This is a genomic window from Variovorax sp. PMC12 (assembly GCF_003019815.1).
In the GTDB taxonomy this organism is placed as follows: Bacteria; Pseudomonadota; Gammaproteobacteria; order Burkholderiales; family Burkholderiaceae_C; genus Variovorax.
This window is the reverse complement of record NZ_CP027773.1, coordinates 4,352,281-4,375,400: the sequence shown is the minus strand read 5'-3', so window position 1 is coordinate 4,375,400 and position 23,120 is coordinate 4,352,281. Positions and strand designations below refer to the sequence as shown.

Below are 23,120 nucleotides of genomic sequence, written 5' to 3'. Positions count from 1 at the left end.
CCGCGGCGGGCGGGCGGAGAAGGAAACGGGGCGAAAGAGGCATGCCCCGATTATCGAGGGGCGGCCAATCCCGGTCGCCGCCCTGCGATATCAGGCCTTTTCGCTCAGCAGCACGGCCAGCCCGGCCTTGCGCAACGGCGCCAGCGCCTTGGCGGGCGCATCCGGCGACACCAGCAGCGTGGCGGCCGAGGCGACCGGGTTGACCACCCAGGCCGAGGCCGCGCCCAGCTTCTCGGACGAGGCCAGCACCACCGTCTCGGCCGACGCGGCCATCAGGGCGCGCTTGATCTCGGCTTCCTCGAGGTCGCCGGTGGTCAGGCCGGCCTCGGCGTGCACGCCGGTGACGCCCATGAAATACGTGTCGGCGTGGATGCGCGAAATGGCTGCCATCGCCGCCGAGCCCACGGCCACCACCGAGTGCTTGAAGAGGCGCCCGCCGATCAGCACCACCTCGATGCCGGCATGCGACACCAGCTCGACCGCCACCGACGGGCTGTGCGTGACCACCGTGGCCTGAAGCGAGAGCGGCAGATGGCGCGCGAGCTGCACGGCGGTGGTGCCGCCGTCGATGAACACCACCTGCCCCGGCTTCACCAGCCGCGCGGCGGCACGGCCGATGGCGACCTTCTCGCCGGAGGCCAGCTGCTGGCGACCGGCGAAATCGGCCTCGGCCGGCGCCAGCGGCAAGGCACCGCCGTGCACGCGCTGCAGCAGGCCCTCGGCGGCCATCTCGCGCAGGTCGCGGCGCAGCGTGTCTTCCGACAGGCCGAGTTCTTCGCTGAGCGCCTTGGCGACGACGTTGCCGTCGCGCCGCAGGACCGAGAGGATGTGTTGCTTGCGCTGGCTGGTGAGCATCGGGCGATGGTATCGGGCTTGCACGCTTTCTGCACGAATTTTCTTGTTATTGCACGAAGATGCACATATGCTCGCCACCCATGACACTCCAAGACCGCGTCCGGGTGCACGAAGTCACCCTGCTTTCCGACAACTGGTACACGCTGCGCACCACCGCCTTCGACTGGCGGCGCAACGACGGCCGGTGGCAGCGCATGCACCGCGAGACCTACGATCGCGGCAACGGCGCCACGCTGCTGCCGTACAACCTCGCGCGGCGCACGGTGCTGCTGGTGCGCCAGTTCCGCTACCCGGCGTTCGTCAACGGCCATGACGACCTGCTGATCGAGGCGGCCGCCGGCCTGCTCGACGACGCGGCGCCCGAAGAGCGCATCCGCGCCGAGGTGGAGGAAGAACTCGGCTACCGGCTCGGCGAGGTGCGCAAGATCTTCGAGACCTTCATGAGCCCCGGCTCGGTGACCGAGAAGCTGCACTTCTTCGTCGCGCCCTACGAGGCCTCGATGCGCATCGGCGCGGGCGGCGGGCTGGCCGAGGAAGGCGAGGACATCAAGGTGCTGGAGCTGGACATCGACGAGGCGCTGGCCATGGTGGCCGACGGCCGCATCGCCGACGCCAAGACCGTGATGCTGCTGTACCACGCGAAGCTGCATCTTTTCGCGCCGGGATAATGGGCGCATGCCTCTTGCCTCCCGCCGCGCCGCTCGCGCACTGACCCTCGTCGCGATGCTGGCCCCGGCCGGCGCCGCCCTCGCCCAGCAAGCCTTCCCGACCCAGGTCGACGCCGCCCTCGCCCGCGCCAAGGTGCCGCGCGACGCGGTGACGATGCTGGTGGCCGACGCCGACGGCTCGCGCCCGCCGCGCCTGGCCTGGCGCACGCAGGTGCCGGTGAACCCGGCGTCGATCATGAAGCTGGTGACGACCTACGCCGCGCTCGACCTGCTCGGGCCGGCCTACAACTGGACCACCCCGGTCTACACCGACGGCACGGTGAGCAACGGCGTGCTCAACGGCAACCTCTACATCAAGGGCCAGGGCGACCCCAAGCTGGTGCTCGAGCGCATGTGGCTGCTGCTGCGCCACGTGCAGGGGCTGGGCATCACCACGGTGAGCGGCGACATCGTCATCGACCGCAGCGCCTTCGAGAACACGGTCGAGGGCGACCCGGCCGCCTTCGACGGCGAGCCGCTGCGGCCGTACAACGCCTCTCCGGACGCGCTGCTGGTCAACTTCAAGTCGGTCAACATGAGCTTCGCGCCCGACCGCGCGGGGCAGTTCGCCCGCGTGAACTACGAGCCCCCGCTGGCCAGCGTGGCCATGCCGGCCACGGTGCCGCTGGTGCCCGGCGAATGCGGCGACTGGCGCACCGCGCTGCGCGCCGACTTCACCGACGTGAACCGCATCCGCTTCAACGGCGGCTTTCCCGCCGGCTGCGGCGAGAAGAGCTGGGCCGTGGCGTATGCCGACCCGCGCACCTACAGCCTGCGCGCCATCGGCGGCATGTGGGCCGAGATGGGCGGCCGCGTGGGCGGGCAGATGCGCGAGGGGCGCGTGCCGGCGGGGCTGAAGCCGGCCTTCGAGTTCGAGTCGCCGCCGCTGGCCGAGGTGGTGCGCGACATCAACAAGTACAGCAACAACGTGATGGCGCAGCAGCTGTTCCTCACGATCGGGCTCACGCAGAAGAACCGCGGCACCTTCGAGGCCTCGCGCACCGCGCTGGGCCAGTGGTGGCGCGACCGCATCGGCACGGGCGAGGCGCAGCCGGTGTTCGAGAACGGCTCGGGCCTGTCGCGCGACGAGCGCATCAGCGCCGCCGCGCTTGGCAAGATGCTGCAGGTGGCGTGGCGCTCGCCGGTGATGCCGGAGCTGGTCTCTTCGCTGCCGGCCATGGGCGTGGACGGCACGCTGAAGAAGCGCACGCTGCGCTCGGGCGGCTCGGCCCACCTGAAGACCGGCACGCTGCGCGACGCCTCGGGCGTGGCCGGCTTCGTGGACGGCGCGAGCGGCCGGCGCTACGTGCTGGTGGCCATCGCCAATGCCGAGAACGCGGCGGCCGCGCGCGCCGCGTTCGACGCGCTGGTCGACTGGGCCTCGCAGGACTGACCTGCGGCCCCAGCGGCCAGGCCGCTACAGCGGTGTACTGAAAAAATCTACCGGGGTGCGCCGCTTGCGCGCAGCCCGGCCCCTGCGCAAAATCGCTGCGGGTCATGCGAACGACCGTTCGTTTCGGCCTTCCGGCACGACAACAAACATCCACGCAGGAGACATTCCCGATGAAAAGACCGTTGCACATTCCCGCATCGGCGTTCGCGCTGGCGGGCGTCGCGTTGCTGTTGACCGCCTGCGGCGGTGGTGGTGGAGGCGGCGGGGGCATCGGCTTCGGCGGGCTGCCGATCGGCGGTGGCGGCGGCGGCGACACCGGGCGCGGCTCGGTCGTATCGGGGCCGCCCGCGCAGACGGCCAACCTCACCGCCTCCCAGTTCAATGCCAGCCTGCAGGCCAGCGACCAGGGCAAGGCGCTGCTGCAGGTGGCCGGCGCGCCCAAATGCGGCATCGACCTGCGCTACCTCGAGTACCGCACCATCGGCGGCAAGAACGAAGCCACCAACGCCACCGCCGCCATCATGGTGCCCACGGGCAGCGACGCGGCCTGCAGCGGCGCGCGGCCGGTGGTGCTCTATGCGCACGGCACCACGCCGGCACGCAACTACAACCTGGCGAAATGGACCGACACCACCCAGCCGGCCGCCGGCGAGGGCCTGCTGGTCGCGGCCATGTTCGCGGCGCAGGGCTACATCGTGGTGGCGCCCAACTACGCCGGCTACGACAAGTCGACCCTGCCCTACCACCCGTATCTCAACGGCGACCAGCAGGGCAAGGACATGGTCGATGCGCTCACGGCGGCGCGCAAGACCTTCGGCGACATCGGCGCCACGGATGCGGGCTCGCTGTTCATCACCGGCTATTCGCAGGGCGGCTACGTCGCGATGGCGGCGCACCGCGAGATGCAGGCCACCGGCAAGACGGTGACGGCGGCGGCGCCGCTGTCGGCGCCCTCGGCCATCAGCCTGCTGACCGACTACACCTTCCAAGGCTGGCCGGCGCTGGGCGCCACGCTGTTCGTGCCGCTGCTGTCGACCAGCTGGCAGCAGCAGTTCGGCAACGTCTACAACGCCACCACCGACGTCTACGAGAACCAGTACGCCAGCGGCATCGACACCCTGCTGCCGAGCAACACGCCCATCGCCACGCTGTTCCAGACCGGCAAGCTGCCGCAGCTGGCGCTGTTCCCGGCCGACGCGGTTCCGGGCCCGCTGAATCCGCAGCTGTCGGTCTTCTACGGCGCCAACAACCTGATCCGCCAGAGCTACCTGACGCAGGCGGCGAGCGACATCCAGTCGAATCCCTGCGCCGGCAACGCGCTGCCGACCACGGCGGCCTCGGTGGGCACGGCCACGCCGCTGGACTGCAAGCCGACCACGGGCTTTCGCAGGGCGGCGGTGGCGAACGACCTGCGCAACTGGGTGCCGGCCAAGCCGGTGCTGATGTGCGGCGGCGCCAACGACCCGACGGTGAACTTCGCCAGCACCCGCGCCACCGCGGGCTACTTCCGCGCCAAGGGCATGCCCGCCGCCGCGCTGACGGTGGTCGACCTGGAGGATTCGGGCGCCAACGACGCTTATTCAGCCGCCCGCGCCGGCTTCGCACAGGCCAAGAGCCTGCTGGCGCAGAACACGCCGGGCAGCGCAACCGACAAGGCCACGGCCGTCACCCAGGCGTACCACGGCACGCTGGCGCCGCCGTCCTGCCTGGCGTCGGCCCGGGGCTTCTTCCAGGGCGTGCTCGCCGCCGGAGGCTGACCGGAACGCGGTATCAGGCGGCCGCTGCGCGCTGCAGGCGGTCTTTGACGCCTTCCCACTCGGGCGCGTCGGGCGGGGTCTCGACCCAGATCAGCTTGACGCCTTCGGTGTCGAACGCGCGCAGCACGGCGAACAGCTGCTGCGCGCTGGCCGCTGCGTCGTCGGGCATGCGCCGCAGCAGCACGCGCTGCGAACGGCTGCGCACCACGGCGCGCGACCACACGGCGATGTGCGCGGCGTTGGCGCCCAGCACGTCGAGCCCGGTCTGGATGGCCTTGGCGTCCATCAGGCGCACCTTGGCGTCGGGCGCGTAGTGCGCCTCCAGCGTGCCCGAGGCGCGCGGGTCGGGTGTCTCGAGCACTTCGCGGTCGGCCAGCTTCTCGCCGCAGGCCGCCTCGATCTGCGCGCGGGTGATGAGGCCGGGGCGCAGCAGCACGGGCGCGCCGCGGCTGCAGTCGACGATGGTCGACTCGATGCCGACCTCGCAGGCCCCGCCGTCGACCACCGGCAGCGCGTCGCCGAATTCGTCTTGCACATGCTGCGCCGTGGTCGGGCTGACGCGGCCGAAGCGGTTGGCGCTGGGGCCCGCGAGCCCCGGCACGCCCTGCTCGGCGCAGGCCTGCAGCAGCGCCTGCGCCACCGGATGCGAGGGGCAGCGCAGACCGATGGTGTCCTGCCCGCCGGCCGCCGCCGCGCCCACGCCGGGCTGGCGCGTGACGATCAGCGTGAGCGGGCCGGGCCAGAAGGCCTGCACCAGCTTCTGCGCGAAAGCCGGCAGCGGCTGGGCGAAGCGCGACAGCGATTCGGTGCCCTTGACGCCGGCCGCCACGTGCACGATCAGCGGATGGTCGGCGGGCCGCCCCTTGGCCTTGAAGATGCCGGCCACGGCGGTGTCGCTGCTCGCGTCGGCGCCCAGGCCGTAGACGGTTTCGGTCGGGAAGGCGACCAGCCCGCCCGCGCGCAGCACGCGCACGGCTTCGGCGATGGCGTCCGGGGAGCGGCCGTCGAGGATCATGCGAGGTCGGTGGAGGTCACCGCCGGCAGGCCCAGCAGCAGCGCTGCCTGCGAGGCCGTGGCGCGCACCGCGTCGAGCGTGGCGCCGGTGAGCGTGAGGTGGCCCATCTTGCGGCCGCGGCGCGGTTCCATCTTGCCGTAGAGGTGCAGGTGCACGCCCGGCAGTGCCAGCACTTCGCTCCAGCGCGGGGAGACCGGCTTGTCGGCATCGGCCGGGAACCACAGGTCGCCCAGCAGGTTGAGCATGATGGCCGGGCTGTGCTGGCGCGGCGCGGCCAGCGGCAGGCCGGCGAGCGTGCGCACCTGCAGCTCGAACTGCGACACGTCGCAGGCTTCCATCGTGTAGTGGCCGCTGTTGTGCGGGCGCGGCGCCATCTCGTTCACCACCAGCGAGCCGTCGGCCAGCGCGAAGAACTCGACGCACAGCACGCCTACGTAGCCCAGCCCGTTGGCGATGCTCTTGGCCGAATTGATGGCGCCCTGCGCCACCGTCTTGGGCATGTTCTGCGGATGCACCTCGGTGACGGCCAGTATGCCGTCGCGGTGCAGGTTGCGCTGCGGCGGAAAGTGCACGACCTGCCCGTCGCGGCCGCGCGCGAGGATCACCGAGCACTCGAATTCGAGCGGCAGCATCTTCTCGAGCACGCAGGGCACGCAGCCCGTGGCCTGCCAGGCATCGACCAGCTCGGCGCGCGTCTTCACGCGCTGCTGGCCCTTGCCGTCGTAGCCCAGGCGCGCGGTCTTCAGGATGCCGGGCAGCAGGCTGTCGTCCACCGCGGCCAGCTGGGCTGCCGTCTCGATGGCCGCGTAGGGCGCGCAGGGCACGCCGCAGCGGGTGAAGTGCGCCTTCTCGGCGATGCGGTCCTGCGCGATGGCGATGGCCGGGGCGCCCGGCGACACCGGCCGCGCCACCGCCAGGTGCTCCAGCGAAGGCGCGGGCACGTTCTCGAACTCGGTCGTCACCGCGTCGGCCAGCCCGGCCAGGCGGGCGAGGCCGTCGACGTCGTCGTAGTCGGTGTGGATGTGGTGGTGGCTCACGCGGCCGGCGGGGCTGTCGGTGTCGGGGTCGAGCACCGCCGTGAAATAGCCCATGCGCTGCGCAGCGTGGACGAACATGCGCCCCAGCTGTCCGCCGCCGAGCACGCCGAGCGTGGCGCCCGGAAGAATGGGCAGGTCGGCATTGCTCACAGGGCACCTCCGCCCTGGGGCGAGAAGGGGGACACGGGGGGTGCTTCGCCAGCGGGCGCCGGCGGCAGCGTCATGGCTTCGGCGGCGGCGGTCTGGGCCGTGCGGAAGGCGTCGAGCTTCGCGCGCAGCGCCGGGTCGTTCACCGCCAGCATCGACACCGCGAACAGCGCCGCGTTGGCCGCGCCGGCGTTGCCGATGGCAAAGGTGGCCACCGGCACGCCCTTGGGCATCTGCACGATGCTGTAGAGCGAATCGACGCCCTGCAGGTGGCGGCTGGCCACCGGCACGCCGAGCACCGGCACCGTGGTCTTGGACGCCAGCATGCCCGGCAGGTGGGCCGCCCCGCCCGCGCCGGCGATGATCGCGGCGAGCCCGCGCCCGGCGGCGCTTTCGGCATACGCGAAGAGCGCATCGGGCATGCGATGGGCCGAGACCACCTTTGCCTCGTGGCTGATTCCGAATTGCTGGAGAATCTCGACCGCGTTGCGCATCGTCTCCCAATCGGAGCTCGAGCCCATCACTACACCGACCTGAATGGTTTCGTTCATGGTTTCAATTTTACGTTTCACCCTCAGTTGGTTCCGATGATCGACATCACTCTCGAAAATTTCCAGGCCGAACTGATCGAAGGCTCGGTCGCCACGCCGGTGCTGCTGGACATCTGGGCCGAATGGTGCGGCCCCTGCAAACAGCTCGGCCCGGTGCTCGAAAAGCTCGAAGTCGAGTACGGCGGCCGCTTCACGCTGGCCAAGCTCGACGCCGACAAGGTGCCGCAGATCTCCTCCCAGCTGTCGGAGATGTTCGGCGTGCGCAGCATCCCGTTCTGCGTGATGTTCAAGGACGGCCAGCCCGTGGACGGCTTCGTCGGCGCCATTCCGGCCGAGAAGATCCGTGAATTCCTCGACAAGCACGTGCCCGGCGCCGACGAAGCCGAGGCTGCCTCGGAAGAAGCCGCCGCGCAGGAAGCGCTGGCCGGCGGCGACACCCAGGGCGCGCTCGAGAAGCTGCAGCACGCCGTGGCCACCGACCCCGCCAACGACGACGCCCGCTTCGACTACGTCAAGCTGCTGCTGCAGGAAGGCCGCCACGACGACGCCAAGGTCGCGTTCGCCCCGGTGATCGCCAAGACCACGCTGGTGCGCCGCTTCGACGCGCTGCAGCGCTGGATGGATGCTATCGATTTCGCAGCACCGCCCACCGGTGCCGCGCCGGCCGTCGCCGATTTCGACGCGAAGATCGCGGCCAACAAGCGCGACTTCGACGCCCGCTTCGGCCGCGCCCGCCTGCTGATGGCCGCCCAGCGCTGGACCGACGCGATGGACGAGCTGCTCGACATCCTGATGCGCGACAAGACCTGGAGCGAAGACCTCGCGCGCAAGACCTACATCGCGATCCTCGACCTGATCGAGCCGCCGAAGGTCAAGGTGGCCGACGGCCAGATCCCGCCGGACGACCCGGTGGTGGCCACCTACCGCCGCCGCCTGAGCAGCGTGGTGCTGAGCTGATCCCCCAAAGCGGCCTCCGGGTCGCTTTTTTCATGGCCCGGCCGCACGCGGGGACGGCATTGGCGCGGCCGGCGCGGTCGCATACGATCACGCCCGATTCAACTTGTTGCAGATTTGAAAAGGAAAGACCGGCCATGCGCTCATTCGCCCGCCCCACCAGCCGCATCGCACTGCTTGCCCTCGCGGCGGCGGCGCTGTCGACCACCCTGGCCGGATGCGGGAGCGGCATCAGCCTGGACGAACCGATCGAGGGGCCGACCTGGCGCTTGGTGCAGCTGGGCGACGAGACCATCGCGCCCAACAGCGGCGCGCAGGTTCAGTTCGACCGCAGCAGCGGACGGGTCAGCGGATCGGGCGGCTGCAACCGCCTTTCGGGTTCGTTCACGCGCGCTGGCATCTCGCTGAAGATCGGCCAGCTGGCCTCGACCCGCATGGCCTGCCTCGACCCGACGCGCGGCGCCAACGAGGCGCAGTTCATTTCGGCGCTGCAGAACACCGCGAGCTACAGCCTCGCGGGGCCGGGCCGGCTGGCGCTGCTGGACGCCGGCGGCCGGACCGTGGCGACCTTCAGCTCGGCCGGAGCGCGCTGATCAGCCGCTGATCAGCCGGTGAGGCGCTCGAGCGCCTCGCGGTACTTGGCGGCGGTCTTCTCGATGACCTCGGCCGGCAGGCGCGGCGCCGGCGGCGTCTTGTCCCAGGGCTTGCCGTTGATCTTGGTGGCTTCGAGCCAGTCGCGCACGAACTGCTTGTCGTAGCTCGGCGGGTTGGCGCCGGCGGCCAGCGCGGCCTGGTAGCCCTCCACCGGCCAGTAGCGCGAGCTGTCGGGCGTGAGCACCTCGTCCATCAGCACCAGCGTGCCGGCTTCGTCGAGGCCGAACTCGAACTTGGTGTCGGCAATGATCATCCCCTTGGCCAGGGCGATCTGCGCCGCGGTTTCGTAGATGGCGATGCTGGTCTCGCGGATCTGCTGGGCCAGCTTGGGGCCGACGATCTCGACCACGCGCTCGTAGCTGATGTTCTCGTCGTGCTCGCCGGCCGCGGCCTTGGCCGCGGGCGTGAAGATGGGGCGCGGCAGCTTGCTGGCGTTGGTCAGGCCCTCGGGCAGCGGCACGCCGCAGACCGACTGGCTTTCCTGGTATTCCTTCCAGCCGCTGCCGGCCAGGTAGCCGCGCACCACGGCCTCGACCGGGATCGGCTTCAGGCGCTTGACCAGCATCGAGCGGCCGGTGACCTGCGGCACCTCGGCCTCGGTGACCACGCTCTCGGGCGCATCGCCGGTCAGGTGGTTGGGGCACAGCTGGCCGAGCCGCTCGAACCACCACAGCGCCATCTGGGTCAGGATCTCGCCCTTGCCGGGAATCGGCTCGCCCATGATGACGTCGAAGGCGCTCAGCCGGTCGCTCGCGACCATGAGGATGCGGTCTTCACCGACGGCGTAGTTGTCGCGCACCTTGCCGCGCGCAAGCAGGGGCAGGCTCTGGATGGAGGAGGTGTGGACGGTGGTCATGGGCAATTGCGGTGGGGAAACGACGGAAACTGAAAGACGGTGAAAGCGGATTGTGCGCGCAGAAAAAAGCCACCGCGAACGGTGGCCTTCGAATCGCGGAGAGGTTTTTAAACGACTTCCTGAGCCAGCTCGCCCTTGGCGTACTTGGCGGCAACCACTTGCAGCGTGTCGCCCTTGATCTTGGCGCCCTGGCCTTCGCAGCCGAACTCGATGTAGCGCTGCTTGCAGATCAGCTTGGCGGCTTCGCGCGCGGGCTTGAGCCATTCGCGGGCATCGAACTTCTCGGGGTTCTCGAACAGGAACTTGCGCACCGCGCCGGTCATGGCCAGGCGGATGTCGGTGTCGATGTTGATCTTGCGCACGCCGTGCTTGATGGCTTCCTGGATTTCCTTGACGGGCACGCCGTAGGTTTCCTTCATGTTGCCGCCGTACTGGCGAATGATGGCCAGCAGCTCCTGCGGCACGCTCGACGAGCCGTGCATCACCAGGTGGGTGTTGGGAATGCGGCGGTGGATTTCCTTGATGCGGTCGATGGCCAGGATGTCGCCGGTGGGCTCGCGCGTGAACTTGTAGGCGCCGTGGCTGGTGCCGATGGCGATGGCCAGCGCGTCGATCTGGGTGCGCTTAACGAAGTCGGCGGCCTGCTCGGGGTCGGTGAGCAGCTGTTCGCGCGTCATGGTGTCGTCGGTGCCGTGGCCGTCTTCCTTGTCGCCCTTCATGGTCTCGAGCGAGCCGAGGCAGCCCAGCTCGCCTTCGACCGTCACGCCCAGGCGGTGGGCCATGTCGGACACCTTCTTGGTGACGTCGACGTTGTAGTCGTAGCTGGCGATGGTCTTGCCGTCGGCCTCGAGCGAGCCGTCCATCATGACCGAGCTGAAGCCCAGGTCGATGGCGCCCTTGCAGACGTCGGGGTTCTGGCCGTGGTCCTGGTGCATGACCAGCGGGATGTTCGGGTACTGCTCGATGGCGGCCTGGATCAGGTGCTTGATGAAGGCTTCGCCGGCGTATTTGCGCGCGCCTGCGCTGGCTTGCAGGATGACGGGGGCGCCGGTTTCCTTGGCGGCCTCCATCACGGCCTGGACCTGTTCGAGGTTGTTGACGTTGAAGGCCGGAATGCCGTAGCCATTGGCTGCGGCATGGTCGAGCAGTTCGCGCATCGAGACGAGTGCCATGGGGAAATACCTCGCGGGAAATTGGAAAAAGAGAAGGCTGGAAGACGAGAAAAACTACTCCAATTCTACCGAGCGGCCTTGTCGGACGGCACTGACGCCAACCCGAGGAACTCCATGACCGGCGGCAGCACCGGCCCGCCCAGCCACTGGATCGGCTTGGCGAAAGCGCCGATCAGCGTCACGTGGCTCAGGTTGTCGTACAGCCTGACCTGCACCGGAACGCCCGCCGCGCGCAGCGCCTGGGCCATCCGCCCGGTGTTGCGGTCGGGGTAGACCAGGTTGTCCTTGGAGGCCGCCAGGAGCAGCGCGCGGGGCGATGTGGACGTGACGTGCGCCAGCGGCTGCGAGTCGGGCGGGGTGTCCGGCCAGTTGAAGGCGGCCTGCGCCTGCGGGTCGCCGATGGGCAGGAAGTCGTAGGGCCCGGCCAGGCCGATCCAGCCCGCGAGCTGCCTGGGGCTGGCGCCCACCTCGGCCAGCCAGCGATCATCCAGCGCCACCATCGCGGCGTTGTAGCCGCCCGAGCTGTGGCCCATCACGTAGACCTGCTTCGGGTCGGCGCCCAACTGCGCGGCGTTGTCGAGCGCCCATTTCACGGCCAGCGCGCTGTCGCGCACGAAGACCGGATAGGTGAAGGTGGGCGACAGGCCGTAGTCGGGAACCACCACCACCGCGCCGCGCGCGGCCAGCGCCTCGCCGACGAACTTGTAGCTGGCGCGGTCGCCGTTGGTCCAGGTGCCGCCGAAGAAGAACACCACCAGCGGGCGGGAGCCCCGCGCCGGTTGCGTGGACGGCAGCGGCTGGTACACGTCGAGCAGCTGGCGCGGCGCCTGGCCGTAGGCGATGCCGCCCTGGAACTGGTAGGTGTCGCCGGGCACCAGCCCGTTGAGCACCTTGACCGGCGAACAGGCCGAGAGCACGGCGGCGGCGGTGACTGTGAAGGCGGTGAAGAAAGCGCTGCGGCGCCGGCGGAGGGACTCGAAGGTGGCGAAGGTGGGAAAGCTCATCGCACCAGTACGCACGAAGGCGGGCGGCGGTTTCGTCAGATCGGAAGCTGCGTGGTTGACAGCACCTGCTTGAGAACGACGAAGGTGCGGATCTGGCGCACCCCGGGCAGGTAGAGCAGCTGCTCGGCGTGCAGGCGGTTGAAGCTGTCGTTGTCGCGGGTGCGCACGAGCATGAAGTAGTCGAACTCGCCGGTCACCACGTGGCATTCGAGGCAGCCCAGGACCTTCTGCGCGGCCTTCTCGAAGTCGGCGAAGGAGTCGGGCGTGGAGCGGTCGAGCACCACGCCGATCATCACCAGCATGCCGAGGTCGAGCGCATCGGCATCGAGCAGCGCCACCACGCCCTTGATGAGCCCCGCCGCCTTGAGCCGCTCGACCCGGCGCAGGCAGGCCGCGGCGCTGAGGTTGACCTTGGCCGCGAGCGCCACGTTCGACAGCGAGGAGTCGCGCTGCATGGCGCGCAGGATGGCGCGGTCGATGCGGTCCAGCTCCGGCGGTGTACGCAACTTTGTTGTGCTCATCGGCTGCCTTGCAGATTGAAATTCCTGAATATGCCGATCCTGCCTTTTTTTCTTACGGAAAGCCACCAAACTTCGCAAGCACGTTGCGAAGCCTTCTTCCTACGATCGATGGCTTCAACGCACCGGAGCCAGCCTCATGAACCTGAAGAAATTTCCCCGCCACGCCCTGACCTTCGGCCCGACGCCGATCCACCCGCTGAAGCGGCTGAGCGCCCATCTGGGCGGCAAGGTCGACCTGTACGCCAAGCGCGAGGACTGCAACAGCGGCCTGGCCTTCGGCGGCAACAAGACGCGCAAGCTCGAATACCTGATTCCCGAGGCGCTGGAAGGCGGCTACGACACGCTGGTGTCGATCGGCGGCATCCAGTCGAACCAGACGCGGCAGGTGGCCGCGGTGGCCGCGCACCTGGGCCTGAAGTGCGTGCTGGTGCAGGAGAACTGGGTCAACTACTCCGACGCGGTGTACGACCGCGTGGGCAACATCGAGATGTCGCGCATCATGGGCGCCGACGTTCGGCTCGATGCCTCCGGCTTCGACATCGGCATCCGCAAGAGCTGGGAAGACGCGATGGAGAGCGTGCGCAAGGCCGGCGGCAAGCCGTTCCCGATTCCGGCGGGCTGCTCGGAGCATCCGCGCGGCGGGCTCGGCTTCGTGGGCTTTGCCGAGGAAGTGCGCCAGCAGGAGGCCGAGCTGGGCTTCAAGTTCGACTACATCGTGGTCTGTTCGGTCACCGGCAGCACGCAGGCCGGCATGGTGGTGGGCTTTGCGGCCGACGGCCGGGCCGACCGGGTGATCGGCATCGACGCCTCGGCCAAGCCGCAGCAGACCTTCGAGCAGATCGTGCGCATCGCGAAGAACACGGCCGAGCTGGTCGAGCTGGGCCGCGACATCACCGAGAAAGACGTGGTGCTCGACCGCCGCTTCGGCGGCCCCGAATACGGCCTGCCGAACGAGGGCACGCTGGAGGCCATTCGCCTGAGCGCGCGCTTCGAGGGCATGCTGACCGACCCCGTGTACGAGGGCAAGTCGATGCACGGGATGATCGAGAAGGTGCGGCTGGGTGAATTCCCGGCCGGCTCGAAGGTGCTGTATGCGCACCTGGGCGGGGTGCCCGCGCTGAACGCCTACAGCTTCCTGTTCCGCAACGGCTGAGCAAGCTCAGCCGGGCGGGTTCAGCTCGCCCTGCAGATCTTGAGCATGTTGGTGCCGCCGGGGGCACCCATCGGCTCGCCGCAGGTGATGGCGTAGACGTCGCCGGTCTGCACGATGCCGCGCTTCTTCAGGTGGTTCTCGGCCTGCAGCAGCGCGGTGTCGCGGTCGCTTTCCGAGTCCATCAGCAGCGGGCGCACGTTGCGGTACAGCGCCAGCTTGCGCTGCGTGGCCAGCCGCGAGGTCAGCGCGTACATGGGAATGTGCGCGCGGTGGCGGCTCATCCACAGCATGGTGGCGCCGGACTCGGTCAGCGCCACGATGGCCTTGGCGCCCAGGTGGTGCGCCGTGAACAGCGCGCCCATGGCGATCGACTGGTCGATGCGGCTATAGGTCTTGCCGCTGAAGTCGGCGTCGAGCGTCTTGTCTTCGGCCGCTTCCGCGGCTTCGCAGATGCGGCTCATCTCCTGCACGGTCTCGAGCGGGTAGCGGCCCGAGGCGGTCTCGGCGGAGAGCATCACGGCGTCGGTGCCGTCGAGCACGGCGTTGGCCACGTCGCTCACCTCGGCGCGCGTGGGCACGGGGTTGGTGATCATCGACTCCATCATCTGGGTCGCGGTGATGACCACCTTGTCCATGTCGCGCGCCATGCGGATCATCTTCTTCTGCAGCGCGGGCACTGCCGCGTTGCCCACTTCCACGGCGAGGTCGCCGCGCGCGACCATGATGCCGTCGCTGGCGCGCAGGATCTCTTCCAGCTTGGGAATGGCTTCGGCCCGCTCGATCTTGGCGATCATGCCGGGCTTGTGGCCGTACTCGGCCGCGGCCACGTTGCACAGCTGGCGCGCCATTTCCATGTCGGTGGCGTTCTTGGGGAAGCTCACGGCCACGTAGTCGGCCTGGAAGCTCATCGCGGTCTTGATGTCTTCCATGTCCTTGGCCGTCAGCGCGGGCGCCGTGAGGCCGCCGCCCTGCTTGTTGATGCCCTTGTTGTTCGACAGCTCGCCGCCGAGCTTGACGGTGGTGTGCACCGCCTCGCCCTTGACGGCGTCGACCGTGAGCACGATGAGGCCGTCGTTCAGCAGCAGCTTGTCGCCGGGCTTCACGTCGCGCGGCAGGTCCTTGTAGTCCAGGCCCACGGCATCGACGTCGCCGGGCTCGGTGCGCGAGGCGTCGAGCACGAACTTGGCGCCCGGCTCCAGCCAGACCTTGCCCTGCGCGAACTTGCCCACGCGGATCTTGGGGCCCTGCAGGTCGGCCATGATGGCCACTTCGCGGCCCGTCTTGCGAGCGGCTTCGCGCACCATGGCCGCGCGGTCGATGTGGTCCTGCGCCGTGCCGTGGCTGAAGTTCAGCCGCACCACGCTGACCTTGGCCAGGATCATCTTTTCCAGCAGTTCCGGCGTGTTGGACGCCGGACCGAGCGTGGCAACGATCTTGGTGGCGTGGCGGGGAATGCGGTCCGTGCTCATGAGGGTAGTCTCCGTTTTGTATTCGCTACTGTATACACTTTGTGTGTCTGACGGAAGTCACCCCACGGGCTTTCCCGCCGCCGGCATCAGCCGGCCGCGCGCCTGGACAGGATCTCGAAGGCCGGCAGGGTCTTGCCCTCCAGCACTTCCAGGAAGGCGCCGCCGCCGGTCGAGATGTAGCCGACCTGCTTCTCGATGCCGTACTTGGCGATGGCCGCCAGCGTGTCGCCGCCGCCGGCGATCGAGAACGCGCTGCTCTCGGCAATCGCCTGCGCGATGGCCTTGGTGCCGCCCGCGAAGGCGTCGAACTCGAACACGCCCACCGGGCCGTTCCAGACGATGGTGCCGGCTTCGCGCAGCTGCGCGGCCAGGATCGCGGCGGTCTTGGGGCCGATGTCCAGGATCAGGTCGTCGTCGGCCACGTCGCTCGCGTCCTTGACGGTGGCGGCCGCGTCGGCCGCGAAGGTCTTGGCCGTGACCACGTCCACCGGAATCGGCACGTCGGCGCCGCGCGCGCGCATGGCGTCGATCACCGCCTTGGCCTGGTCGACCAGGTCGGGCTCGGCCAGCGACTTGCCGATCTTCAGGCCGGCGGCCAGCATGAAGGTGTTGGCGATGCCGCCGCCCACGATCAGCTGGTCGACGTTGGCCGACAGGCTCTTGAGGATGGTGAGCTTGGTGCTGACCTTCGAGCCCGCCACGATGGCCACCAGCGGCCGCTTGGGCTGCGCCAGCGCCTTGGTGATGGCGTCGATCTCGGCGGCCAGCAGCGGGCCGGCGGCGGCGATCTTGGCGAACTGCGCGATGCCGTAGGTGGTGGCCTCGGCGCGGTGGGCGGTGCCGAAGGCGTCGTTCACGTAGATGTCGGTGAGCGCGGCCAGCTTGCGGGCCAGCGCCTCGTCGTTCTTCTTCTCGCCCTTGTTGACGCGGCAGTTCTCGAGCAGCACGACTTGGCCGGGCTTGACGTCGACGCCGTCGACCCAGTTGGCGACCAGCGGCACTTCACGGCCGAGCAGCTCGCCCAGGCGCCTGGCGACGGGGGCCAGGGAGTCTTCGGGCTTGAATTCGCCTTCGGTCGGGCGGCCCAGGTGCGAGGTGACCATCACGGCCGCGCCGGCGTCGAGCGCCAGCTGGATGCAGGGCACCGAGGCGCGCACGCGCGTGTCTTCGGTGATGTTGCCGGCGTCGTCCTGCGGCACGTTGAGGTCGGCACGGATGAAGACGCGCTGGCCGGCGGCTTTGCCCTGTGCGCAGAGGTCGGTGAATCGAATGACGTTCATGGGTCTGGAAGAGGTGGAAGACGGGTCGGCCTGCATTGTAGGTTTTGCACTTTGCCCGCCCTGAGCGCCTGTTGCCGCGGGCCGATGCTTTTCAGGCCTTTTGCTGCGCGCTGGCGAACTGCTCCAGGATCTCGACGAAGCCCGCGGCAGCCGGCGAAAGGCTGCGCCGGGCCGCGCTGTAGACGCAAACCTCGCGGTGGAAGTCGGGCGACTCGAGCCGCACCATGCGCAGCCCGTGGGCGCGCACCAGCGGCGCGGAATAGGTCGGGCACACCGTGAGCCCCAGCCCCGAGGCCACCATGCCGAGCGCGGTGGTCATGTACGAAACCTCCTGCGTGCCGGGGCGCAGCATGTAGTCGCGCTCGGCCGGCGCCAGCTCGGGCAGCACGCGCTGGCGGAAGTCGCGCGTGGGCGCGATGAAGGTGTAGGGGCCCAGTTCGTGCCAGCGCACCTTGCGGCGGTTGGCGAAGGCGTGTTCCGGCGGGCAGATCAGCCAGTGCCGGTCTCGGAACAGCGTGCGGCGCTCGATGGCGCCGTCCACCGCCACGTCCTGGCCCACGGCCAGCTCCACGTCGCCGGCGCTCACGCCCGCCAGCAGGTGCTCCGGCAGGGTGTCGGCCAGCCGCACGTCCACGTCGGGATAGGCCTCGCGGTAGACCGCGATGACGCGCGGCATCAGCGTGCAGGCCATGAGCTGCGGCGCCGCAAGCCGCAACAAGCCTTTCTTCTTGTCACGCAGGTCGGTGACGCCAGCCACCGCGCCCGCCAGGTCGCCGAGCAGCCGGTGCACCGACGGCAAAAACTCGCGCCCCGCCTCCGACAGCTGCACGCTGCGGGTGTTGCGGTGGAGCAGCTGCACGCCCATTTCGCGTTCGAGCTCGCGCACCAGCACGCTGAGCGCCGACTGCGTGAGGTGCAGTTGCTGCGCCGCGGCGGTGAAGCTGCCGCTTTCGGCCACGGCGGCGAATGCGCGCAACTGGCGCAGGGTCAGGTTCATATATATGGTTATTTCATCAATCGATGAATTAATTTCGATTGCATCATAAGACCCGGCGTCGCCCAATACCGGCTCAACGGAGACACCAGAGCCATGCCAACCCCACCACCGCCCGTGCGCGGGCTGCACCACTTCGCCTGGCGCTGCCGCGACAGCGAGGAAACCCGCCGCTTCTACGAAGACCTGCTGGGCCTGCCGCTGGCCCACGTCATCAAGAGCGACCACGTGCCGAGCACGGGCGAGTACTGCCCCTACGTGCACATCTTTTTCCAGATGCGCGACGGCTCGTACATCGCCTTCTTCGACCTGGGCGACGACGTTGCAGCGCTGCCCTCGCCCAACACGCCCGCATGGGTGAACCACATCGCGCTGCGCGTCGATTCGGTGGACGACCTGCTGGCCGCCAAGGCGCGGCTCGAGGGCGCAGGCGTCGAGGTGCTGGGCGTGACCGACCACCACATCATCGAGTCGATCTACTTCTTCGACCCCAACGGCATCCGCGTGGAGCTGACCACGCCGACCGTGCCTCAGTCCGAGATGGACGCGCATGCCCTGCGCGCCCGTGCCGACCTGGACGCCTGGACCGCGCGCAAGGCCGAGCTGCGCGCTGCGAGGAGTGCGTCGAATGCCTGAGCTGCAACTCGCCGTCATCGACGTGAAGCCCGGCGCCTCGATGGAGAGCCAGTCGGGCCTGCAGCTGCTGCGCCCGCGCATCTACGGCGCCTGCCAGGCACCGCAGGGGCCGAAGAAGGTCGCGGCCATCGTGATGCACCCGACCAGCAACTTCATGGGCCACTACCTGATCGGCCCGCTGGCCGAGCGCGGCATCTGCTGCATGGGGCTGAACTCGCGCTTCGTGGGGAACGACACGGTGCTGCTGATGGAGCGCGCCATTCAAGACCTGGGCGCCGGCGTGCAGTACCTGCGCGCGGCGGGCTACGAGAAGGTGTTCCTCGTCGGCAACTCCGGCGGCGCCGCGCTCTCGGCCTTCTACCAGGCGCAGGCCGAGAAGCTCACCGCCACGCACCTGCCCGACGGCGACCCGACGCACCTGCACCCGGGCGACCTGCCCCCGGTGGACGGCATCGCGCTGTGCGCCGCGCACCTGGGCCGCACCCGGCTGATGCGCGACTGGATCGACCCATCTGTCACCGACGAGCACGACCCGCTCTCGGTGGACCCCGAGCTCGACATGTACGACCCGCGCCACCGCGTGCCCTACGACAGCGACTTCCTCGCCCGCTTCAGCGCCGCGCAGAAGGCGCGGCTGGACCGCATCGAGCAGTGGTGCCTCGACCGCCTCGCGCTGCTGCGCAACACGCCCGGCGCGCCGCGCGACCAGACCTTCATCGTCTACCGCACGCATGCCGATCCGCGCTGCGTCGACGTCTCGCTCGACCCCAACGACCGCCTGCCCGGCAGCGTGTGGGGCGACGCGCGGCAGGTGAACTACTCGGCCAACGCGATGGGCCGCACCACCTCGCTCACGGCCTTCCTGTCGCAGTGGTCCTCGCGCTCGCAGGCCGACGGGCCGACCAACCTCGCGCGCACCACGGTGCCGAAGCTGCTGCTGACCTACACCGGCGACCAGTCGACCTTCCCGAGCACCCGCGACGCATGGATGGCGGCGGGCGGATCTCGCATCCGCAACGTCGACATCGTGGGCGGCAACCACTACCTGGCGGGCCAGCCGCACCTGATTCCGCAGGCGGCCGACGCCATCGCCGAGTTCGCCCACGCGCTGTAGAAGAGACATGGAAAACTTTGCATTCGCACCGGCCTACGAGCTGCCGGTCTGGCCCTTCACGCCCCCGCCCGAGCTGAACAGCGCGAAGGTCGTGCGCCACCCCATCGTGATCGTCGGCGCCGGCCCCTCGGGCCTCACGCTGGCCTGCGACCTCGCGCAGCGCGGCGTGCATGCGGTGCTGCTCGACGAGGACGACACCGTCGGCGTGCGCGGCGCGTCGTCGCGCGGAATCTGCTACGCGCAGAAGAGCCTGGAGATCTTCGAGCGCCTGGGCATCTACGAGCGCATCGCGGCCAAGGGCATCACCTGGTCGTTCGGGCGCACCTTCTCGGGCGAGCAGGAGGTCTACAACTTCAACCTGCAGGCGAACAGCGTCTCCAGGCAGCCGCCGTTCATCAACCTGCAGCAGTTCTACGTCGAGTGGTTCCTGGTCGAGCGCATCCTCGAACTCGGCCGCACCGAAGTGCGCTGGAAGAGCCGCGTGACGCGCGTCGAGCAACTGGCCGACGGCGTGCGCCTGGACATCGAGACGCCCGCGGGCAGCTACACCATCGAGGCCGACCGGCTGATCGACGCGACCGGCGCCAACAGCCCGATACGCGCGCAGCTCGGCATCGAGGCGCACGCCTCGCGCAGCACCGACCGCTGGTGCATCAGCGACGTGCGCTTCAGGAAGCCGCTGCCCACCGAGCGCTGGACCTGGGTCGACGCGCCCTTCAACGAAGGCCGCGGCGTGTGGCAGCACCTGATGGCCGACGGCGTGTGGCGCATCGACTACCAGATGCCCGAAGACTGCGACACGGCCCACATCAGCAAGCCCGAGGTGGCCGGCGCGCGGCTGCGCGAGCAACTGGGGCCGGACGTGGAGTTCGAGTTCGTGTGGATCGGGCCGTACGGCTACCGCGACCATCTGCTCGACAGCTTCCGGCACGGCCGCGTGTTCTTCGTCGGCGACGCGGCGCACGTGGTGAGCCCCTTCGGCGCGCGCGGCGGCAACAGCGGCATCCAGGACGCGGCCAACCTCGGCTGGAAGCTCGCGCTGGTCGCGCAAGGCAAGGCCGGCGATGCGCTGCTCGACAGCTACGACGCCGAGCGCCAGCCCGCCGCCGCGCAGAACCTGCAGGTGACCAGCCGCTCGGCGCGCTTCCTGGCGCCGCGCTCGCCGGCGGAGCACACGCTGCGCCGCGCCGTGGTGGCGCTGGCGGCGCGCCATCCTTTCGCCCGGGCGCTGGTGAACACCGGACGCATGTCGGTCGCCAACGACTACCCGCCCGCGCCCGCGCTGCCCGAAGGCGGCCGCACGGTGCAGAACCTGGCGCTGCGCTGGACCGACGGCCGCGGGACGACGCTGATGCAGCTGCTGGCCGAGGGCACGCAGTGCATCGGCCTGTGGTTCGCGCCGACGCGCGAACAGGCACGGGCCGCGCTCGACGCCACCGCCGCATTGCCGCTGCGCCTGCTGGCCGTGGGCGGCGACAGCGGCCTGCCCACGCTGCAGCCCGACGAACAACTGGCGCGCCATCTCGGCATCGGCCATGCGGGCGGCTTCGTCCTCGTGCGGCCCGACGCCTACCGCGCCGCCGTGCTGACGCAAGCCACGCCCGAAGCCATCGCCGCCGCGTTGCGCACCGCCCTCGCCCACGACACCGCCCCATGAACACAGCGCCCCGCATCCCCGACCCCGACGGCTTCTACGCGGCCCTGCTTGCCGCGCACGAAGGCATGAGCGAGGCGCACAGCGCCGACCTCAATGCCCGCCTCGTGCTGCTGCTGGCCAACCAGTGCGCCGACCAGGACGTGCTGCTCGCCTGCATCCGCGCGGCCGCCGAAGACAACCCCACGACCAACCACACCCCATGACCGCCAACGTCTCTTTCGCTTCTGCCTCGGACACCCGCGAGCAGAAGCCGCAGCTGCGCGAGCTCGCGCCCGATGCATACGGCTACATCAGCGACTTCGATCCCAACTGCGGCTTCGTCGTCGGCGACGACCACGTGGTGCTGATCGACACGCGCCCCACGCCGCGCATGGCGCGCGACTTCCTCGCGGCCATCCGCACGGTGACCGACAAGCCGATCCGGACCATCGTGCTCACCCACTACCACGCGGTGCGCGTGATGGGCGCGAGCGCCTTCGACGAGGTGGAGCAGATCATCGCGAGCAACGGCACGCTCGACTGGATACGCACCCGCGGCCAGGCCGACTTCGATTCGGAGGTGGGCCGCTTCCCGCGCCTGTTCGCGGGCGTGGAAGAGATTCCGGGCCTGACCTTCCCGACGATGAGCTTCCAGGGCGAAATGAGCCTGTGGCTCGGCCCCCGCCCGGGCACCGGCCGCGAGCTGCGGCTGATGGCGCTGGGCCGCGGCCATTCGAGCGGCGACACCGTCGCCTGGCTGCCCGACTGCGGCGTGCTGTTCTCCGGCGACGTGGTCGAGAACCACTGCGGCGTGTACGCGGGCGACGCCTACATCGGCGACTGGGCCCGCACGCTCGACGCGGTGCATGCGCTGAACCCGCGCGTGCTGGTGCCGGGCCGCGGCGCGGTGCTGCAGGACGAAGCCGCATGCGCCGAGGCGATCGGCCTGACCAAGGCATTCCTGTCGACGCTGCTGGACAGCGTGAAGGCCGGCATCGCGGCGGGCGACACGCTCAAGGGCTGCTTCGCGCGCGCAGAGGCGGCCATGACGCCGCGCTTCGGCGGCTGGCCCGTGTTCCAGCATGTGCTGCCCTTCGACGTGTCGCGCGCCTATGACGAGCTGCGCGGCATCGAGCACCCCGTGGTGTGGACCGCCGAGCGCGACCGCGAGCTGTGGCAAGTGCTGCGCGGCGACTGAACAGAACCGATTTCAAAACAGGCAACGGAGACAAGAGACGATGATGAAACGCTTCCTTCCCCTGCTGGCCGCGACCCTCGCGCTGGCTGCTTCCTTCGCGTCGGCGCAGCCGGCGGCCTACCCGAACCAGCCGGTCAAGTGGATCGTGCCGTACTCGGCCGGCGGCGGCACCGACAACCTGGCGCGTTCGCTGGCCGAGGCCATGCAGCCTTCGCTGGGGCAGCCGCTGATCATCGACAACCGGCCCGGCGCGTCGACCAACATCGGCGTGTCCGTGATGATGCAGGCCAAGCCCGACGGCTACACGATCATGCAGGCCGAGAACGCGGCGCTGCTCTTCAACGAACACATGTTCACCAAGCTGCCGTACAAGCCGGCGAGCGACTTCACCTACATCGGCACCATCGGCCGCTTTCCGGTAGCGCTGGTGGTGCACCCCGACTTCCCCGCGAAGAACGTGGCGGAGTTCGTGCGCTACGTGAAGGCCAACCCCGAGAAGGTGAGCTATGCCTCGCCGGGCAACGGCTCGCCGCATCACATGGCGATGGAGCTGTTCAAGCAGAAGGCCGGGCTGAGCATCGTGCACGTGCCGTACAAGGGCGCCGCGCCCGCCATGTCCGACGTGATGGGCGGACAGGTGCCGGTGATGATGCTCGACCTGGCCTCGGGCCTGTCGATCATCAAGTCGGGCAAGGTGCGGGTGCTGGCCATCGCGCTGCCGCAGCGCGCCAATGCGCTGCCCGAGGTGCCGACCTTCGTCGAGGCCGGCTTTCCCGACGTCAACGCCTACGCCTTCCACGGCCTGATCGGCCCGGCCGGCATGCAGCCGGAAGCGGTGGCGCGGCTCAACGCCGAACTGCACAAGGCCATGAAGGCGCCGAAGGTGGTGAAGCTGTTCGCGGACTTCGGCTTCGAGGCGCTGCCGGGCTCGCCGCAGGACTTCTACAAGCTATCGCGCGCCGAGAGCGAGCGCTGGGGCAACATCATCAGAACAGCCGGCGTGAAGCTCGACTGAAG

The 23,120-nt window shown here is 69.4% G+C and carries 23 protein-coding genes; 12 read left to right on the top strand and 11 right to left on the bottom strand.

Annotation, left to right across the window (positions count from 1 at the left end; translation table 11 throughout):
• Positions 1–90 precede the first annotated feature (90 nt).
• On the bottom strand, positions 91–855 hold the full coding sequence (locus C4F17_RS20225) for a DeoR/GlpR family DNA-binding transcription regulator (protein ID WP_106936462.1): 765 nt from the start codon (positions 853–855) through the stop codon (positions 91–93).
• A gap of 80 nt (positions 856–935) precedes the next feature.
• On the opposite strand from C4F17_RS20225, the gene C4F17_RS20220 reads away from it, so the two are divergent.
• From C4F17_RS20220 to C4F17_RS20210, 3 genes are all read left to right on the top strand, one after another.
• A complete protein-coding gene (locus C4F17_RS20220) occupies positions 936–1,523 on the top strand; it encodes a GDP-mannose pyrophosphatase (RefSeq protein WP_106936461.1) in 588 nt (195 codons plus the stop codon).
• A 7-nt stretch (positions 1,524–1,530) separates the two neighbouring features.
• Entirely contained in the window at positions 1,531–2,955 is a 1,425-nt protein-coding gene (dacB, locus tag C4F17_RS20215; RefSeq protein WP_081268812.1) for a D-alanyl-D-alanine carboxypeptidase/D-alanyl-D-alanine endopeptidase, read from the top strand.
• Between the two features lie 170 nt (positions 2,956–3,125).
• The gene (locus C4F17_RS20210; RefSeq protein WP_106936460.1) at positions 3,126–4,712 is read left to right on the top strand and encodes an alpha/beta hydrolase family protein; all 1,587 of its coding nucleotides are present in this window, start codon (positions 3,126–3,128) and stop codon (positions 4,710–4,712) included.
• A 13-nt stretch (positions 4,713–4,725) separates the two neighbouring features.
• On the opposite strand, the gene C4F17_RS20205 is transcribed toward C4F17_RS20210, so the two are convergent.
• The 3 genes from C4F17_RS20205 to purE are packed head-to-tail and all read right to left on the bottom strand — an operon-like array spanning position 4,726 to position 7,462.
• Positions 4,726–5,727 (bottom strand): L-threonylcarbamoyladenylate synthase, encoded by a 1,002-nt coding sequence (locus C4F17_RS20205; RefSeq protein ID WP_106936459.1) that lies wholly within the window; start codon positions 5,725–5,727, stop codon positions 4,726–4,728.
• Positions 5,724–6,914, bottom strand: coding sequence for a 5-(carboxyamino)imidazole ribonucleotide synthase (locus C4F17_RS20200; protein ID WP_106936458.1), 1,191 nt, complete (start codon positions 6,912–6,914; stop codon positions 5,724–5,726). The genes C4F17_RS20205 and C4F17_RS20200 overlap by 4 nt, the downstream gene beginning before the upstream one ends.
• A complete protein-coding gene (gene purE, locus C4F17_RS20195) occupies positions 6,911–7,462 on the bottom strand; it encodes a 5-(carboxyamino)imidazole ribonucleotide mutase (protein ID WP_106936457.1) in 552 nt (183 codons plus the stop codon). Before purE ends, C4F17_RS20200 begins: the two co-directional genes overlap by 4 nt.
• A gap of 36 nt (positions 7,463–7,498) precedes the next feature.
• On the opposite strand from purE, the gene C4F17_RS20190 reads away from it, so the two are divergent.
• Both C4F17_RS20190 and C4F17_RS20185 read left to right on the top strand, forming a co-directional pair.
• Complete coding sequence (locus tag C4F17_RS20190) at positions 7,499–8,419, top strand: tetratricopeptide repeat protein (RefSeq protein ID WP_081268807.1); 921 nt, start codon at positions 7,499–7,501, stop codon at positions 8,417–8,419.
• A gap of 134 nt (positions 8,420–8,553) precedes the next feature.
• The gene (locus C4F17_RS20185; RefSeq protein WP_106936456.1) at positions 8,554–9,009 is read left to right on the top strand and encodes an META domain-containing protein; all 456 of its coding nucleotides are present in this window, start codon (positions 8,554–8,556) and stop codon (positions 9,007–9,009) included.
• Positions 9,010–9,020: 11 nt separating this feature from the next.
• On the opposite strand, the gene C4F17_RS20180 is transcribed toward C4F17_RS20185, so the two are convergent.
• The 4 genes from C4F17_RS20180 to C4F17_RS20165 all read right to left on the bottom strand — a co-directional run bounded on the left by C4F17_RS20180 (position 9,021) and on the right by C4F17_RS20165 (position 12,623).
• Positions 9,021–9,926, bottom strand: coding sequence for a phosphoribosylaminoimidazolesuccinocarboxamide synthase (locus tag C4F17_RS20180; RefSeq protein WP_081268805.1), 906 nt, complete (start codon positions 9,924–9,926; stop codon positions 9,021–9,023).
• Between the two features lie 107 nt (positions 9,927–10,033).
• Positions 10,034–11,098 carry a class II fructose-bisphosphate aldolase gene (gene fba, locus C4F17_RS20175; protein WP_081268804.1) on the bottom strand — a complete coding sequence of 355 codons (1,065 nt, stop codon included), beginning with the start codon at positions 11,096–11,098 and terminating at the stop codon, positions 10,034–10,036.
• 65 nt (positions 11,099–11,163) lie between these two features.
• On the bottom strand, positions 11,164–12,102 hold the full coding sequence (locus C4F17_RS20170; RefSeq protein WP_106936455.1) for an alpha/beta hydrolase: 939 nt from the start codon (positions 12,100–12,102) through the stop codon (positions 11,164–11,166).
• A 35-nt stretch (positions 12,103–12,137) separates the two neighbouring features.
• A complete protein-coding gene (locus C4F17_RS20165; protein ID WP_106936454.1) occupies positions 12,138–12,623 on the bottom strand; it encodes an Lrp/AsnC family transcriptional regulator in 486 nt (161 codons plus the stop codon).
• Positions 12,624–12,759: 136 nt separating this feature from the next.
• Here C4F17_RS20165 and C4F17_RS20160 point away from each other — a divergent pair, with 136 nt between their 5' ends.
• Positions 12,760–13,776 carry a 1-aminocyclopropane-1-carboxylate deaminase gene (locus C4F17_RS20160; protein ID WP_106936453.1) on the top strand — a complete coding sequence of 339 codons (1,017 nt, stop codon included), beginning with the start codon at positions 12,760–12,762 and terminating at the stop codon, positions 13,774–13,776.
• 20 nt (positions 13,777–13,796) lie between these two features.
• Here the strand turns inward: C4F17_RS20160 and pyk are convergent, their stop codons facing one another.
• The 3 genes from pyk to C4F17_RS20145 all read right to left on the bottom strand — a co-directional run bounded on the left by pyk (position 13,797) and on the right by C4F17_RS20145 (position 17,522).
• Complete coding sequence (gene pyk, locus C4F17_RS20155; RefSeq protein ID WP_081268800.1) at positions 13,797–15,245, bottom strand: pyruvate kinase; 1,449 nt, start codon at positions 15,243–15,245, stop codon at positions 13,797–13,799.
• Between the two features lie 86 nt (positions 15,246–15,331).
• Positions 15,332–16,525 (bottom strand): phosphoglycerate kinase, encoded by a 1,194-nt coding sequence (locus C4F17_RS20150; RefSeq protein ID WP_106936451.1) that lies wholly within the window; start codon positions 16,523–16,525, stop codon positions 15,332–15,334.
• Between the two features lie 91 nt (positions 16,526–16,616).
• Positions 16,617–17,522 (bottom strand): LysR family transcriptional regulator, encoded by a 906-nt coding sequence (locus C4F17_RS20145; protein ID WP_106936450.1) that lies wholly within the window; start codon positions 17,520–17,522, stop codon positions 16,617–16,619.
• 93 nt (positions 17,523–17,615) lie between these two features.
• Here C4F17_RS20145 and C4F17_RS20140 point away from each other — a divergent pair, with 93 nt between their 5' ends.
• Genes C4F17_RS20140 through C4F17_RS20115 form a run of 6 tightly spaced genes read left to right on the top strand, consistent with a single transcriptional unit; the run spans position 17,616 to position 23,118 of the window.
• The gene (locus C4F17_RS20140) at positions 17,616–18,155 is read left to right on the top strand and encodes a VOC family protein (RefSeq protein ID WP_106936448.1); all 540 of its coding nucleotides are present in this window, start codon (positions 17,616–17,618) and stop codon (positions 18,153–18,155) included.
• Entirely contained in the window at positions 18,148–19,269 is a 1,122-nt protein-coding gene (locus C4F17_RS20135; protein WP_106936446.1) for an alpha/beta hydrolase family protein, read from the top strand. The genes C4F17_RS20140 and C4F17_RS20135 overlap by 8 nt, the downstream gene beginning before the upstream one ends.
• Positions 19,270–19,276: 7 nt before the next feature.
• Positions 19,277–20,926, top strand: a complete 1,650-nt coding sequence (locus C4F17_RS20130) for an FAD-dependent monooxygenase (RefSeq protein ID WP_106936445.1) — start codon at positions 19,277–19,279, stop codon at positions 20,924–20,926.
• A complete protein-coding gene (locus tag C4F17_RS20125; protein WP_106936443.1) occupies positions 20,923–21,129 on the top strand; it encodes a DUF2783 domain-containing protein in 207 nt (68 codons plus the stop codon). Before C4F17_RS20130 ends, C4F17_RS20125 begins: the two co-directional genes overlap by 4 nt.
• Positions 21,126–22,103, top strand: coding sequence for an MBL fold metallo-hydrolase (locus tag C4F17_RS20120; protein ID WP_106936441.1), 978 nt, complete (start codon positions 21,126–21,128; stop codon positions 22,101–22,103). The genes C4F17_RS20125 and C4F17_RS20120 overlap by 4 nt, the downstream gene beginning before the upstream one ends.
• Before the next feature lie 43 nt (positions 22,104–22,146).
• On the top strand, positions 22,147–23,118 hold the full coding sequence (locus C4F17_RS20115; protein ID WP_081268826.1) for a Bug family tripartite tricarboxylate transporter substrate binding protein: 972 nt from the start codon (positions 22,147–22,149) through the stop codon (positions 23,116–23,118).
• The last annotated feature ends 2 nt before the right edge of the window (positions 23,119–23,120 follow it).